Consider the following 14,340-nt stretch of genomic DNA (forward strand, 5'->3'; position numbering starts at 1 on the left):
TTCTACCGGAATTTGGTCGCTATCTTAGCGCCTGCCAGATAGCCCGGACTGCACCTGCCACTAAATTTTCTTGCTGCAATGCCTAATACGTCACTGGGAGCGGGTCAAGACTGCGCCACATATACCACGTGGCCACGGTTCGCCAGGGCTCCCAGTTGGCCGCCACCTCGCGCGCCTCGCTGCGCGTGACCGGCTCGCCGCTGAAGTAATTGGCGGAGATCGCGTTGATCAGGCCGATGTCATCGAGGGGCAGCACGTTGGGCCGCATCAGGTTGAACATCAGGAACATCTCGGCGGTCCAGCGGCCGATGCCGCGTATCTGCGTCAGCTCCGCAATTACCGCTTCGTCGTCCATCTGCGCCCATTCGCCGACATGCACCGTGCCCGCCTTGAAATGGTCGGCCAGGTCGACCAGGTATTCCCCCTTGCGCTTCGACAGGCCGCAACCGGCCAGCTTCTCGGGACCGGCGCGCAGGAACTGTGCCGGGGTCAGCCTGGGGCACAGGGCATGCAGCCGCTCCCACACCGACTGTGCCGCCTTGACCGAGATCTGCTGGCCCACCACCGCGCGCGCCAGCGTGACGAACGGATCCCCGCGCGACACCAGGTGCGCCGGGCCGTAGGTCGGGATCATCTTGCGCAGGATGCGGTCGCGCTTCATCAGGTCGGCGCAGGCCTCGTCCCAGTAGGCGGGGCGCACCGCGTCGATGACGGTTTCGACCGGCAGCGGCACCGCATCCGCTTCGGGCAGCACGGCATTGGCGTTGCGCGTATCCCTGGCCGTGTCCTTGCCGTCAGGCAGCGGCGCCTCCTTGGCGCCAGCCTTGCCCGGGCGCGGACCGGCCGCCTTCACCCGGCCCCTCGTGGCGGGAGGCGTGGCGATGGCGGGCTTGCGCGCGGCAGCGTTCAAGCACGCCTCCACTCGGTGGCACCGCCCGGCTTGTCTTCCAGCACGATGCCAGCTTCCAGCAGTTGCGCACGGATGCGGTCCGCTTCGGCAAAGTTGCGCTCCACCTTGGCGGTCTTGCGCGCGGCGATCAGGGTCTCGATCTGTTCCGGCGAGATGCCGTCGTCGGACCTGCCGCCTTGCAGGAAGGTATGCGGATCGCGCTCGAGCAGGCCCAGCGTGCCTGCCAGCCCCTTGAGCTGGCGCGCAGCCGCGGTCGAGCCGGTGCGGTTGATCTCGCTGGCCAGATCGAACAGTACCGACATCGCAATCGGCGTGTTGAAGTCGTCGCCCATGGCCTCGGCAAAGCGCCTGGCGTGCGGCTCGTCCCAGTCCACCGCGCAGCCGCCCGGCTGGCTGTCCTTGAGCGCCGTGTACAGGCGTGTCAGGGCGTGACGCGCATCGTCCAGGTGCGCGTCGCTGTAGTTCAGCGGGCTGCGGTAGTGCGCGCGCAGGATGAAGAAGCGCACGACCTCGGCGTCGTACGACTTCAGGACCTCGCGGATGGTGAAGAAATTGCCAAGCGACTTGGACATTTTTTCGTCGTTGATGCGCACGAAGCCGTTGTGCATCCACATGTTGACGAAGGGCTTGCCGCTGGCGCCTTCAGACTGCGCAATCTCGTTCTCGTGGTGCGGGAACTGCAGGTCTGCCCCGCCGCCATGGATGTCGAAATGCTCGCCCAGCAGCGTGCAGCTCATGGCGGAGCATTCAATGTGCCAGCCCGGGCGGCCGGCGCCCCACTTCGAGTCCCACTTGCTCTCGGGCGGCTCGCTGGCCTTGGCGGACTTCCAAAGCACGAAGTCGAGCGGGTCCTGCTTGGCGTCGTTGGCGCTGACACGCTCGCCGGCGCGCAGGTCTTCCAGCGACTTGCCCGAGAGCTTGCCGTAGCCGGCGAACTTGCGCACCGAATAGTTCACGTCGCCGTCGCTGGCCTGGTAGGCCAGGCCCTTGGCTTCCAGCTTGCCGATCATGTCGAGCATCTGCGGCACGTAGTCGGTGGCGCGCGGCTCGTGGTCGGGGCGGATCACGCCCAGCGCGGCGGCATCCTCGTGCATGTACTGGATGAAGCGCGTGGTCAGCTCGCCGATGGTCTCGCCGTTCTCGGCCGCGCGGCGGATGATCTTGTCGTCGATGTCGGTGATGTTCTGCACATACGTCACCTCGTAGCCGGCGGCACGCAGCCAGCGGTGCACCATGTCGAACACCACCATCACGCGAGCGTGGCCAACGTGACAATAGTCGTACACCGTCATGCCGCACACATACATGCGGACCTTGCCGGGTTCGATTGGCACGAATGGCTGTTTCTCACGCGCGAGCGTGTTGTAGATGTTCAGAAGCTGCATGAAACGAAGTGAGTGGTGAGAGGAGACTGCCGGGGTTCGCACAGCAGGCAGCACGGGCCGTGGCGCCGGTTGCCCGGCGCCTGGCAGGCCGCCGGCGGCAACGCGGCCACTGGCGCAATTCCGTCGCGCCCCATATCTTACCGGAAGGCGCTGCGCTGGTTGCCTCCGGCACGGCGCCGCCAGCGCCGCGCGAGATGCCGCGCCCGCTGCCCCGATGTCATCGCCTTCGTGCCGGACTTGCCGCTTTGCTAGAATGCCGCGGAGTATAACGGACCTGTCCTCAATGAGCCTGCCGCTGCCCTCCCCGTCTTCTGCCATGTTCGCCGCCCCCGCGCGCCGACGCGGCCATCGCGCCGTACTGCCCCTGCTGGCCCTGGCCGCCGCGCTGGCGGCCCCTGCCTACGCGCAGAACGGCCCGCTGTCGCTGGCCGCGCCGACGACGCCGGTCGGCGGCATCCAGTCGACCGATCCTGGCATGAGCGAGGCCCAGCAGGCGGCCAACGCGCGCCGTTACGACGAAGCCATCAAGGGCTTCGACCGCGTGCTGGCCGCCAACCCGCGCAATGCGCAGGCACGCTTCCAGCGCGCCTGGGCCCTGGCCCAGTCCGGCCGCGAGGACGCCGCCATCCAGGCCTTTGCCGAAATGGCGCAGGAGTTCCCGGAACTGCCCGAGCCCCACAACAACCTGGCGCTGCTCTACGCCAAGCGCGGCGACCTGAAGCGCGCCGAGGCCGAGTTGCTGCTGGCCACCGAAGTCAAGCCGGGCTTTGCCATCGGCTATACCAACCTGGGCGACGTCTACCGCCGCCTGGCCGAGCAGGCCTACGCCGAAGCGCTGCGCCGCAATCCGGGCGATACCCGCGCCAGTGCCGGCCTGCGCCAGCTGAACCCTGATGCCGCGGCGCCGGCCAAGCCGGCGGCGCCCGCCGGCACCGGCCGCAAGGCGCCGCCAACGCAGCGCCAGGCACCTGCCAGCGCCCCTGCAGCCAACTGACGGCCACTCATCCCAAGGTCCGGGCGCGGCGCGCCCGGACCATGTGCATCATCCAGACATACCGGAGTTCCTTCATGATCCGTTCCCGCCGCATCGTCCTGGCCGGCCTGACCGCAGGCGCCCTGGCACTGTACTCGTTCAGCGCGCTGGCTCAGCAGGCCGCCGAGCGCGTCCAGTTCGTCACCAGTGCCGGCAAGTTCACCGTCGAGCTCTACCCCGAGGCCGCGCCCAGGACCGTCGCGAACTTCCTGGAATATGTGAAGAGCGGCTTCTACAGTGGCACCATCTTCCATCGCGTGATCAATGGCTTCATGGTGCAGGGCGGCGGCTTCGACCGCGACATGAAGGAAAAGCCCACCCGTGCTCCGATCCCGCTGGAAGCCCGCGGCGGCCTGAAGAACAAGGCCGGCACGGTGGCCATGGCACGCACCAGCGACCCCAACTCGGCCACCGCGCAGTTCTTCGTCAATGTGGTGGATAATCCGAATCTCGACTACCCGCAGCCGGACGGCAACGGCTACGCAGTGTTCGGCAAGGTGGTGGAAGGCATGGAGACGATCGACAAGATCAAGAGCGTGCCGACCACGGCCTACGGCCCCATGCGCAATGTGCCGGCCGCGCCGATCGTGATCGAGTCGGCCACCGTCGTCAAATAACACTACCGAACAGAGGAAATCCCATGTCCAAGGTCCAGCTCCACACCAACCAGGGTGTCATCACCATTGAACTCGACGCCGAAAAGGCCCCGAAGTCGGTCGAGAACTTCCTGTCGTACGTGCGCAAGGGCCACTACGACAACACCATCTTCCACCGCGTGATCAAGAACTTCATGATCCAGGGCGGCGGCTTCGAGCCCGGCATGAAGCAAAAGGGCACCGACGCCCCGATCGAGAACGAAGCCGGCAACGGCCTGAAGAACGACCGCTACACCGTGGCCATGGCGCGCACCAACGCCCCGCACTCGGCCACCGCCCAGTTCTTCATCAACGTGGTCGACAACGACTTCCTGAACTTCTCCTCGCCCACGCCGCAGGGCTTCGGCTATGCCGTGTTCGGCAAGGTCGTGGAAGGCACCGACGTGGTCGACCAGATCAAGGGCGTGCGCACCGGCAGCTCGGGCTTCCACCAGGACGTGCCGCTGGAAGACGTGGTGATCGAGAAGGCCGTCATCGTCGAGTAAGCCGATGCCTGACGATTGCGGTTCCGTGCGCATCCACGTGCCGGCATTCCCCTTCCGACACCGCGCATGACCGCAATCCCCCACACGCCGGTGGCCGGTCCCTTCGAGGCACAGGCGCCGGCGTGGTTCATTTCAGACCTGCACCTGACGCCCGGCATGCCCCGCACGCTGGCGGCCTTCGAGCGCACGCTCGAGCGCGCCGCGCAGCACGCGCGCACGCTGTTCATCCTGGGCGACTTCTTTGAATTCTGGATCGGCGACGAAGAAACCGACTCGCCCTTCGCGCAGCGCGTGACCGCAGCCCTGCGCGCACTGGCAGCGCGCGGCGTGGCTGTGTACCTGATGCACGGCAACCGCGACTTCCTGCTGGGCCAGCGCTTCGCCAGCGCTGCCGGTGCCAGCCTGCTGCCCGACCCCGCCGTGATCCACTGTGCCGGCCAGCGCGTGGTGCTGAGCCACGGCGACATGCTGTGCATCGACGACGAACGCTATAACCGCTTCCGCCGCTGGACCCGCAAGCGCTGGGTGCAACGCGTGTTCCTGGCACTGCCGCTGAGCGCGCGTCTGTCGATCGCCCGCAAGCTGCGGGCAGACAGTGAAGGCAACCGCGCCAGGCAGTTGAGCGCGGGAGCGGCCGTTCCGGTGATTTATGGTGACGTGGCGCCCGCGGCCGCGGCCGAGTTGCTCGGCGCCGCCGGTGCGTCGCTGCTGGTGCATGGACACACGCACCGCCCGGCACGGCATGAGGAAGCCGCCGGCGTGCGCTGGGTACTCACTGACTGGGACCTGGACGGCGCCCATCCGCGCGCCGCGGTGCTGCAACTAGATCGCGACGGCTTCCGCCTGTTGCCGCAGACCGACTGAGCGGCAGCGCCGGCCCGGCCCCTTTCCCGCTCACTTCATCAGCCTGCGCAGTTCGCTCGCATCGAAGGGATCGTTCGGCGTATTCTCCAGGTGTTCGCCAAGCCGGTCGAGCGCGGCCAGCACCGCCTCGATGCGGTCGTGCTGGCGCCCCGCATTGTCGATCAGGCTCTTGAGCGCCAGCGACACCGGATCGTCCGCATTGGGCGTGATGCCATAGGCCGAGAACTCCTGCTTGGCACCCTGCTGCGCCGATGGCGCATCCGGCAGGATGATGCGTGCCGGGATGCCCACGGCGGTCGCGCCCGGCGGCACCGGCTTGAGCACCACCGCGTTGGAGCCCACGCGCGCGCCGTCGCCCACCACGAATCCGCCCAGCACCTTGGCGCCCGCGCTCACCACCACGTTGGCGCCCAGCGTGGGGTGCCGCTTCTGGCCTTTGTACAGCGAGGTGCCGCCCAGCGTCACGCCCTGGTAGATGGTGCAGTCATCGCCGATCTCGGCGGTCTCGCCGATCACCACGCCCATGCCGTGGTCGATGAACACGCGCCGGCCCAGCTTGACCGCCGGATGGATTTCGATGCCGGTGAAAAACCGCGCCCAGTGCGAGATCCAACGCCCCAGCCAGTGGAAGCCCGCGTTCCAGCATCGATGCGCAAAGCGGTGGAACACCACGGCATGCAGGCCGGGGTAGCAGGTCAGCACTTCCAGGCGGCTGCGCGCGGCGGGATCGCGCAGCATGATGGTGTCGATATCTTCCTTCAGGCGAGAGAACATCTTGGTCGTGTCGTGTTGCCGCGCCGTGCGCCGCGCCACGCGGGCTGGTGCCCGGGGCAGGGTCGCCGGCGAGGTCAGTGGCCGGTGGGGACGGGATCAGGGAGTGTAAGTGATTTGCCGGGCCCGCTTGGGGTACCGGTGTTTGGCCCCTGATCCGTCAGGGACATTGCGGCGATGCTGCGATCAACATCGCCCGGGCCTGCGCAAACCCGCAGCCGCGGGGCGACAGCACGCGCGCTTGCCGCGCGTGCCTGCCTCGCCCTGCATCGAATCGCTCCGGTTTGCTGCCACTGTCCTTGCTCCTGTCACCGGTCCTTGTGCGGGCCCGGCTGGTTCTGCGCGGCGATCAGCATATGCTTGGCGATGCCGCGCAGGATATTCACTTCCTCGCGCTCCAGGCCGCTGCGTGCCAGCAGCCGGCGCAGCCGGGTCATCAGCCTGCGCGGGTTGGACGGATCGAGAAAACCGATTGCCTCCAGGCCCGTCTGCAGATGGCCGAACATGGCCTCGACCTGCTCGGCCGTGGCCGGCTCACCAGCATAGCCGATATTGGCGACGGCGTCCGGGGCCGCCTCCAGCAGCGCCAGCCGCATCTCGTAGGCGATGAGCTGCACTGCCTGCGCCAGGTTGAGCGAGGTATAGGCGGGGTTGGCGGGAATATGGGTGACTGCGTTGCAGCGCTCGACCACTTCATTGGGCAGGCCATAGCGCTCGTTGCCGAACACGAAGGCAACGCCGCCGCTGCCGGACAGCGTCTGGCGCGCACGTTCCGCTGCCGCGCGCGGCAGCAGCCGCGGCGGGCCGAATTCGCGGTGGCGCGCGGTCATCGCCACGGTCAGCGCGGCGCCGGCCAGCGCCGCGTCGACCTGATCGACGATGAGCGCGCCTGCCAGCACATCGTCGGCGCCGCTGGCCATGGCGACGGCGTCGGAGTGCCGCAGCACATCCGGCTCGCGTGGCGAGACCAGCACCAGGCTGCCGAAGCCCATGGTCTTGATCGCGCGCGCCACCGAGCCCACGTTGCCCGGGTGGCTGGTTTCGACCAGCACGAAGCGCACGCGGCCAAAAGCGTTGCCGCCGGTATCACCGCTGTTGCCATCGGCAACGGGCTGGCTCGTATCAATTGCCGGGTTCATATACAATTCGGGGTTCTTCTTTGGCGCGGCGCCAGGTTTTTGCTTGCTCGCGAGACTCTCGCGGCACATTTGCAGCAGAACCGGCGACGCCCGACGTTCTTCTACAATCCGTTGTGTTGTCAGCTGCCCATGAGCGGGCGTGCGGCGCTTTTGCGCCCCGCCGCGTCGTCGTGGCCGGCCTGGAGAGATTCATGCATCCGATGCTCAATATCGCCATCAAGGCGGCCCGCAAGGCGGGATCCATCATCAACCGCGCGTCGCTCGACGTCGATCTGGTGCGCGTCTCGCGCAAGCAACACAACGATTTTGTCACCGAGGTGGACCGCGCCGCCGAAGCCGCGGTGATCGAGATCCTGCGCACGGCCTACCCGGAACACGGCATTCTAGCGGAAGAATCCGGCCAGTCCTGGGCCGAGGGTGAAGACTCCCACGAGTACACCTGGGTCATCGACCCGCTGGACGGCACCACCAACTTTATCCACGGCTTCCCGCAATACGCGGTCTCGATCGCCCAGCTGCACCGCGGCACGCCCGTGCAGGCCGTGGTCTACGACCCGACCCGCGACGAGCTCTTCACCGCCAGCAAGGGCGCCGGCGCCTTCCTGAACAACCGCCGCATCCGCGTTACGCGCCGCGACAAGCTGGCCGACTGCCTGATCGGCACCGGCTTCCCGTTCCGCGACCTGGAAGGCCTGGACGAATACATGGAATTGTTCGCGCTGATGACCCGCAACTGCGCCGGCCTGCGCCGCCCGGGCGCCGCCGCGCTGGACCTGGCCTATGTGGCCTGCGGCCGCCTGGACGGCTTCTTCGAGCGCGGCCTGCAGCCGTGGGACATGGCTGCAGGCATGCTGCTGATCACCGAATCGGGCGGCCTGGTCGGCAACTACGCCGGCGAGCCGCGCCAGATGGAACAGGGCGAAGTGCTGGCCGGCAATCCCAAGGCGTTCGCCCAGATGGTGCGCCTGCTGTCGCCGTTCTCGCTGGACAACGCCAAGCCCGCCGCCTGACACCGGCACATGGCCTGACGGCCAGATCAGCCACACCCCGACGCCCGCCGCACCCCGGCGGGCTTTTTGCATGGTGCGCCCCGCGTGCCACCGCACCCGGCACTGCAGACCTTTCTCATTCCCGAGACGGCCATGATCCTCGTCAAGGTCGCCCCACCCTGCCCTCCCCAAAATGAAACCATGCGCCACGCCCCGTGCGCGCGGATCCATCAGGAGAGCCAGCATGTTTCCCGAATACCGCGACCAGATCACCACCCTGAAGACCCAGGATGCCCGCTTCGCGCGCCTGTTCCACCGCCACAACGCGCTGGACCAGGAAATCCACAACATGGAGTCGGGGCTGGTGCCGGCCTCCACCTTCGAGATCGAGCGGCTGAAGAAAGAGAAACTCCTGCTCAAGGACCAGCTCTACGCGATCCTGCGCAACACCGCAGCCTGACGGAGGACCGCAGATGACAGATCGCGACACCATCCAATCCTCCCACACCGCCACCGCGCCACGTGCCCGCGCCACGGCCAGGGGTGACGTGCTGCCCACCAACTCGGCGCTTTCAGCCCAGCGCAACGAAGTCGACAGCGCCGTCGACGCCTCGGTGCAGCTGGCGGCCAGCAGCATGCAGGACATCCTGGCCAGCCGCGCAGGCAACGGCGCCGACATGCTCGACGCCATGCGCACGCTGCTTGACGGCCTGGCGCCCGACGAGGCCGCGCAGCTGCGCAGCCTGATCCTCGAAGGCGATCCCGCCGCGTGGCAGGCCGGCCGCAAGCGCCACCCGGACGACGAGCTGTCCGCGGGCTGGCGCGAAGGCGCGTACCCGTACCAGAACCTGATGTCGCGGCGCAATTATGAAAAGCAGAAGTACCGCCTGCAGGTGGAGCTGCTCAAGTTCCAGGCCTGGGTGCGCGAGACCGGCCAGCGCGTGGTGATCGTATTCGAAGGGCGCGACGCCGCCGGCAAGGGCGGCACCATCAAACGCTTCATGGAACACATGAACCCGCGCGGCGCGCGCGTGGTGGCGCTGGAAAAACCCACCGAGGCCGAGCGCGGGCAATGGTACTTCCAGCGCTATGTGCAGCACCTGCCGTCGGCCGGCGAGATCGTGCTGTTCGACCGCTCCTGGTACAACCGCGCCGGCGTTGAGCACGTGATGGGCTTCTGCTCGCAGCGCGAATACCAGGACTTCCTGCAGCAGGCGCCGGACTTCGAGCGGCATCTGGTGCGCAGCGGCATCCACCTGTTCAAGTTCTGGTTCTCGGTCAGCCAGAAGGAACAGCGCCGGCGCTTCCGCGAGCGCGAGATCCACCCGCTCAAGCAATGGAAGCTGAGCCCGGTCGACCTTGCCTCGCTGGACAAATGGGACGAATACACCCAGGCCAAGGAGGCCATGTTCGCCCACACCGACACCGCCGATGCGCCGTGGACGGTCATCCGCTCGGACTGCAAGAAGCGCGCGCGGCTCAATGCGCTGCGCGCCATCCTGTCGCGCTTCCCCTACGGCAACCGGGACACCACTGCCATCGGGCAGCCCGACCCGCTGATCGTGGGGCGCGCGCTGGCCAATTGAACTTCGCCCCCTACTCCCGCACTTCTTCCGTTTTCCCTTTACCAAGGCCCCTATGTTCAAGCACATCCTGCTGCCCGTCGACGGTTCCGAGCTTTCCCACAAGGCCGTGTCCGCCGCCATCCAGTTTGCCCGCACCGCCTCCGCGCGCCTGACGCCCTACATGTGCGTGGAGACCTACCCCTACATGGTGGGCAGCGACAGCACCCATGAGCGGCGCGAAGTGTTCCAGCAACGCGTGGAAGCACTGGCGCGCCAGGAACTGGTCAAGATCGAGGCCGCGGCGGCAATGGCCGGCGTCCCCTGCGCGGGCCACGTCTCGGCCGCCAGCGCCCCGTATCACGGCATCATCAACGCCGCGCGGGACCTCGGTTGCGACGTCATCTTCATGGCCTCGCACGGCCGCAAGGGCATCAGCGGGCTGCTGCTGGGCAGCGAGACGCAGAAGGTACTGACACACAGCGACGTGCCGGTGCTGGTGTTCCGCTGACGGCACGCCGCTGACCCCGCCGCCGGGCCGGATCCGGCCCGCGCGGCGCGGCAACCGCTGCCCCGTGCTGTACCATATCGTCCATATTCGAAAACGCCCCTTCGCGCCCCGGCCCCAGGCCGTCGGATGACCGCCCGGACGCCCCGCGCGGCCGCTATCCGGCTTGCGCAAGGCGGCGATCCGAGCGGAGCGGGCGGCATCACGCAGGCCCACCGCCAGACAGGCTGAATGGCAATGGGATTGCAGAAGAAAACCGACCCGGAACAGGCGCAGGCAGATTCGGCCGCAAGCCGCCACACGCCAATGATGCAGCAATACCTGCGCATCAAGGCAGACCACCCCGACACCCTGCTGTTCTACCGCATGGGTGACTTCTACGAACTCTTCCACGACGATGCCGAAAAGGCCGCGCGCCTGCTCGACATCACGCTGACCGCGCGCGGCGCCTCCAATGGGGTGCCGATCCGCATGGCCGGCATCCCCTTCCACTCGGCGGACCAGTACCTGGCGCGCCTGGTGAAGCTGGGCGAATCCGTGGCGATCTGCGAGCAGATCGGCGACCCGGCCACCAGCAAGGGGCCGGTGGAGCGCAAGGTGGTGCGCATCGTCACCCCGGGCACGCTCACCGACGCCGCGCTGCTGCCGGACAAGGCCGATACCTTCCTGATGGCGGTGCACCAGCAGACCACGCGCCGCGGCGTCAGCAAGACCGGGCTGGCATGGCTGAACCTGGCCAGCGGCGAGCTGCGCCTGATGGAATGCGAAGCAGCGCAGCTGGGCCCCGAGCTGGAGCGCATCCGCCCGGCCGAGCTGCTGTATGCCGATGGCATCGAGCTGCCCGCGCTGGCGTGCGCGCGTACCCGCCTGCCCGAATGGCATTTCGACCAGGACGCCGGCACGCGCCGGCTGCGCGAGCAGCTGGGCGTGGCCAGCCTGGACCCGTTCGGCTGTGCCGGGCTGGGTGCCGCGCTGGGCGCGGCCGGCGCGCTGCTGAACTACGCGGCCACCACGCAGGGCCAGTCGTTGCGCCATGTGCAGGGCGTGAAGGTCGAGCGCGAATCGGAGTACGTCGGCCTGGATTCCGCCACGCGGCGCAACCTGGAACTGACCGAGACCCTGCGCGGCGGCGAGTCGCCGACGCTGTTCTCGCTGCTGGACACCTGCTGCACGGCCATGGGCAGCCGCGCGCTGCGCCACTGGCTGCACCACCCGCTGCGCGACCCGGCGCTGCCGCAGGCACGCCAGCAGGCCATCGGCGTGCTGATCGACCAGGGCACCGATGCCCTGCGCACGGCGCTGCGCCGGCTGGCCGACGTCGAGCGCATCACCTCGCGGCTGGCGCTGCTCAATGCGCGGCCGCGCGACCTGTCCTCGCTGCGCGACACCTTGCGCGCGCTGCCGGACGTGCAGGCCTGCATCCGAGATGACCAGGGCAGCACCTTGCTGGCGCAGACCCTGCACGACCTGGCCGTGCCGCAGGACTGCCTGGACCTGCTGGTGCGCGCCGTGGCCGAAGAGCCGGCCACCGTGGTGCGCGACGGCGGCGTGATCGCGCGCGGCTACGATGCCGGACTGGATGAACTGCGCGACATCTCCGAGAACTGCGGCCAGTTCCTGATCGACCTGGAAACGCGCGAACGCGCCCGTACCGGCATTGCCAACCTGCGCGTCGAGTTCAACCGCGTGCATGGCTTCTATATCGAGGTCACCAACGGCCAGGCCGACAAGGTGCCCGACGACTACCGCCGCCGCCAGACGCTGAAGAATGCCGAGCGCTACATCACGCCTGAGCTGAAGGCCTTCGAAGACAAGGCGCTGTCGGCGCAAGACCGCGCGCTCGCGCGCGAGAAGCAGCTCTACGACGGCCTGCTGCAGGCGCTGCTGCCGCACATCGGCGAGTTGCAGCGGGTGGCGGGCGCGCTGGCGCGCCTGGACGTGCTGACGGCACTGGCCGAGCGCGCACAGACGCTGGACTGGTCCGCGCCTGAGCGCGTCGCCGAGAACGTGGTCGACATCGTGCAGGGCCGCCACCCGGTGGTCGAAGGCCAACTCGCGGCCGAGTCGGTGGCGTTCATCGCCAACGACTGCCAGCTCAACGAAGCGCGCAAGCTCTTGCTGATCACCGGCCCGAACATGGGCGGCAAGTCGACCTTCATGCGCCAGACCGCGCTGATCGTGCTGCTGGCCTGTGTCGGCGCCTACGTGCCGGCGCGGCGCGCGGTGATCGGGCCGATCGACCGCATCTTTACCCGCATCGGCGCCGCCGATGACCTCGCGGGCGGCCGCTCCACCTTCATGGTCGAGATGACCGAGGCCGCCGGCATCCTGCACCACGCGACCCCGGCTTCGCTGGTGCTGATGGACGAGATCGGGCGCGGCACGTCGACCTTCGACGGGCTGGCGCTGGCCTGGGCGATCGCGCGTCACCTGCTGTCGCACAACCGCAGCCATACCCTCTTCGCCACGCATTACTTCGAGCTGACGCAGCTGCCGCAAGAGTTTCCGCAGGCAGCCAACGTGCACCTGTCGGCGGTCGAGCATGGCGATGGCATTGTCTTCCTGCACGCAGTGCAGGACGGCCCCGCCAGCCAGAGCTACGGCCTGCAGGTAGCGCAGCTGGCCGGCGTGCCGCAGCCGGTGATCCGCGCCGCGCGCAAGCACCTGGCCTGGCTGGAGCAGCAATCGGCCGACGCCACGCCCACGCCGCAGCTGGACCTGTTCGCGGCACCGCCAACGCCGGATGACGACGAGGACGACTTCGGCGCTGCCCCGTCGGCCGTGCCCGCGCCGCTGGCACCCACGCTCGCACCCGAACAGGCCGCGCTGGTCGATGCGCTGGCCAACCTGGATCCCGACACCCTGACGCCGCGCGCAGCGCTGGAGGCGCTGTACCGGCTCAAGGCACTGGCAGGCGAGGCGCTCGACGCCGCATGAACGCTGCACGCCGTGCCCTGCTTGCCATGCTGCTGCCGCTGCTTTGCACGGCCGGCATGGCATCGGCCGCGCCCGCGGGCCGCGCCGGCAAGGCACCGGCCAGGCCAAAGCTGACGCGCATCGCGCTGATCGCCGACCTGCCCCAGTGGCCGGCCGCGGAGGCCAACGCGGCGGCACTGCTCGACTACTTCGGCGAGCGCAAGCTGGACCTGGTCATTCATGCCGGCGGCATCAAGGGCGATACGGAGTCGTGCAGCGATGCGGTGCTGGGCAACCGCCAGCAATTGCTGGACCAGTCGCCGCTGCCGCTGGTCTACGTGCCCGGCGAGACCGACTGGTCCGAATGCCGGCTGCCGGTCAACGGCGGCTTTGACGCGGTCGAGCGCCTGAACCGGCTGCGTGAGCTGTTCTTCCCCGAGGACGCCACGCTCGGCCGGCATCCGCGACCGCTGCACCGGCAGTCGGACCAGGCGCTGTTCCGCAGCTTCCGCGAGAACATGCGCATGGAGGTGGCCGATATCCTGCTCGTCGGCATGAACCTGCCGGGTGACAACAACCACTACCGCGACGAAGGCGGGCGCAACGGCGAGTTCGAGGACCGGCGCGAGGCCAACCGCCAGTGGCTGGCGCGCGCGTTCTCGGTGGCGCGGCAACGCGACCTGAACGGCATCGTGGTGGTGGTCCACGCCGACCCGCATTTTGCCAACGGCTGGGAGAAGAAAGGCCGCCCGACGCTGCTGGACGGCTTCATGCGCCACCGCACCCGCGACGGCTACCTGGAATTCAAGCGCCAGCTGCGCGAGCTGGCCGGTCGTTTCCGCGGCCAGGTGCTGCTGGTGCATGCGGGCGGGAACGGGGCCAACGGGGCGGACAACGGCTTCGGCATCGACAAGCCGCTGCGCGATGCGGCCGGCAAGGTCATGCAGAACTTCACGCGTGTGTCACTGCCCGCCAACACGGTCTCGCAATGGGCCGAACTGGTGATCACGCCGGGCGCGGCCTCACCGTTCGCGGTCATGCTCAAGGACGCACCGGCACCGCGCTGAGACCGCTCGCCGGCCCGACAACGAAAAAGCCGGCTGCGGCCGGCTTTTTCCTGGG

At 68.2% G+C, this 14,340-nt stretch carries 14 protein-coding genes; 10 read left to right on the forward strand and 4 right to left on the reverse strand.

Going from position 1 to position 14,340, the window contains the following annotated elements:
• Positions 1–82: 82 nt before the first annotated feature.
• Positions 83–910 carry a DNA-3-methyladenine glycosylase family protein gene (locus AC1Q6V_RS15505; protein ID WP_058696899.1) on the reverse strand — a complete coding sequence of 276 codons (828 nt, stop codon included), beginning with the start codon at positions 908–910 and terminating at the stop codon, positions 83–85.
• Positions 907–2,295 carry a cysteine--tRNA ligase gene (cysS, locus tag AC1Q6V_RS15510; protein WP_011614939.1) on the reverse strand — a complete coding sequence of 463 codons (1,389 nt, stop codon included), beginning with the start codon at positions 2,293–2,295 and terminating at the stop codon, positions 907–909. Before cysS ends, AC1Q6V_RS15505 begins: the two co-directional genes overlap by 4 nt.
• Before the next feature lie 283 nt (positions 2,296–2,578).
• On the opposite strand from cysS, the gene AC1Q6V_RS15515 reads away from it, so the two are divergent.
• From AC1Q6V_RS15515 to AC1Q6V_RS15530, 4 genes are all read left to right on the forward strand, one after another.
• Complete coding sequence (locus AC1Q6V_RS15515; protein ID WP_010808964.1) at positions 2,579–3,289, forward strand: tetratricopeptide repeat protein; 711 nt, start codon at positions 2,579–2,581, stop codon at positions 3,287–3,289.
• Positions 3,290–3,363: 74 nt separating this feature from the next.
• On the forward strand, positions 3,364–3,945 hold the full coding sequence (locus tag AC1Q6V_RS15520) for a peptidylprolyl isomerase (protein ID WP_010808965.1): 582 nt from the start codon (positions 3,364–3,366) through the stop codon (positions 3,943–3,945).
• Positions 3,946–3,968: 23 nt separating this feature from the next.
• Entirely contained in the window at positions 3,969–4,469 is a 501-nt protein-coding gene (locus AC1Q6V_RS15525) for a peptidylprolyl isomerase (RefSeq protein ID WP_010808966.1), read from the forward strand.
• Positions 4,470–4,535: 66 nt separating this feature from the next.
• Positions 4,536–5,333 (forward strand): UDP-2,3-diacylglucosamine diphosphatase, encoded by a 798-nt coding sequence (locus tag AC1Q6V_RS15530; RefSeq protein WP_041687246.1) that lies wholly within the window; start codon positions 4,536–4,538, stop codon positions 5,331–5,333.
• Between the two features lie 30 nt (positions 5,334–5,363).
• Here the strand turns inward: AC1Q6V_RS15530 and cysE are convergent, their stop codons facing one another.
• The gene (gene cysE / locus AC1Q6V_RS15535; protein ID WP_010808968.1) at positions 5,364–6,107 is read right to left on the reverse strand and encodes a serine O-acetyltransferase; all 744 of its coding nucleotides are present in this window, start codon (positions 6,105–6,107) and stop codon (positions 5,364–5,366) included.
• 305 nt (positions 6,108–6,412) lie between these two features.
• Complete coding sequence (locus tag AC1Q6V_RS15540) at positions 6,413–7,243, reverse strand: RNA methyltransferase (protein WP_454750157.1); 831 nt, start codon at positions 7,241–7,243, stop codon at positions 6,413–6,415.
• Between the two features lie 191 nt (positions 7,244–7,434).
• Here AC1Q6V_RS15540 and AC1Q6V_RS15545 point away from each other — a divergent pair, with 191 nt between their 5' ends.
• From AC1Q6V_RS15545 to AC1Q6V_RS15570, 6 genes are all read left to right on the forward strand, one after another.
• Positions 7,435–8,253, forward strand: coding sequence for an inositol monophosphatase family protein (locus AC1Q6V_RS15545; RefSeq protein WP_010808970.1), 819 nt, complete (start codon positions 7,435–7,437; stop codon positions 8,251–8,253).
• A 223-nt stretch (positions 8,254–8,476) separates the two neighbouring features.
• Positions 8,477–8,692 (forward strand): HP1242/YdcH family protein, encoded by a 216-nt coding sequence (locus AC1Q6V_RS15550; RefSeq protein ID WP_010808971.1) that lies wholly within the window; start codon positions 8,477–8,479, stop codon positions 8,690–8,692.
• A gap of 13 nt (positions 8,693–8,705) precedes the next feature.
• Entirely contained in the window at positions 8,706–9,818 is a 1,113-nt protein-coding gene (gene ppk2 / locus AC1Q6V_RS15555; RefSeq protein ID WP_010808972.1) for a polyphosphate kinase 2, read from the forward strand.
• Positions 9,819–9,870: 52 nt separating this feature from the next.
• Positions 9,871–10,305: a universal stress protein gene (locus AC1Q6V_RS15560; protein ID WP_010808973.1), complete on the forward strand. Its 435-nt coding sequence runs from the start codon at positions 9,871–9,873 to the stop codon at positions 10,303–10,305.
• A gap of 234 nt (positions 10,306–10,539) precedes the next feature.
• Positions 10,540–13,239 carry a DNA mismatch repair protein MutS gene (gene mutS, locus AC1Q6V_RS15565; RefSeq protein WP_454750164.1) on the forward strand — a complete coding sequence of 900 codons (2,700 nt, stop codon included), beginning with the start codon at positions 10,540–10,542 and terminating at the stop codon, positions 13,237–13,239.
• Positions 13,236–14,285 (forward strand): hypothetical protein, encoded by a 1,050-nt coding sequence (locus tag AC1Q6V_RS15570; RefSeq protein ID WP_010808975.1) that lies wholly within the window; start codon positions 13,236–13,238, stop codon positions 14,283–14,285. The genes mutS and AC1Q6V_RS15570 overlap by 4 nt, the downstream gene beginning before the upstream one ends.
• Positions 14,286–14,340 lie beyond the last annotated feature (55 nt).

Source organism: Cupriavidus sp. GW823-FHT07B10, from assembly GCF_058794355.1.

Bases quoted from the DNA above. Each gene is read 5' to 3' on its own strand.
- cysS (WP_011614939.1), bottom strand. From the start codon at position 2,295: ATGCAGCTTCTGAACATCTACAACACGCTCGCGCGTGAGAAACAGCCA.
- AC1Q6V_RS15515 (WP_010808964.1), top strand. From the start codon at position 2,579: ATGAGCCTGCCGCTGCCCTCCCCGTCTTCTGCCATGTTCGCCGCCCCC.
- AC1Q6V_RS15520 (WP_010808965.1), top strand. From the start codon at position 3,364: ATGATCCGTTCCCGCCGCATCGTCCTGGCCGGCCTGACCGCAGGCGCC.
- AC1Q6V_RS15525 (WP_010808966.1), top strand. From the start codon at position 3,969: ATGTCCAAGGTCCAGCTCCACACCAACCAGGGTGTCATCACCATTGAA.
- AC1Q6V_RS15530 (WP_041687246.1), top strand. From the start codon at position 4,536: ATGACCGCAATCCCCCACACGCCGGTGGCCGGTCCCTTCGAGGCACAG.
- cysE (WP_010808968.1), bottom strand. From the start codon at position 6,107: ATGTTCTCTCGCCTGAAGGAAGATATCGACACCATCATGCTGCGCGAT.
- AC1Q6V_RS15540 (WP_454750157.1), bottom strand. From the start codon at position 7,243: ATGAACCCGGCAATTGATACGAGCCAGCCCGTTGCCGATGGCAACAGC.
- AC1Q6V_RS15545 (WP_010808970.1), top strand. From the start codon at position 7,435: ATGCATCCGATGCTCAATATCGCCATCAAGGCGGCCCGCAAGGCGGGA.
- AC1Q6V_RS15550 (WP_010808971.1), top strand. From the start codon at position 8,477: ATGTTTCCCGAATACCGCGACCAGATCACCACCCTGAAGACCCAGGAT.
- ppk2 (WP_010808972.1), top strand. From the start codon at position 8,706: ATGACAGATCGCGACACCATCCAATCCTCCCACACCGCCACCGCGCCA.
- AC1Q6V_RS15560 (WP_010808973.1), top strand. From the start codon at position 9,871: ATGTTCAAGCACATCCTGCTGCCCGTCGACGGTTCCGAGCTTTCCCAC.
- mutS (WP_454750164.1), top strand. From the start codon at position 10,540: ATGGGATTGCAGAAGAAAACCGACCCGGAACAGGCGCAGGCAGATTCG.
- AC1Q6V_RS15570 (WP_010808975.1), top strand. From the start codon at position 13,236: ATGAACGCTGCACGCCGTGCCCTGCTTGCCATGCTGCTGCCGCTGCTT.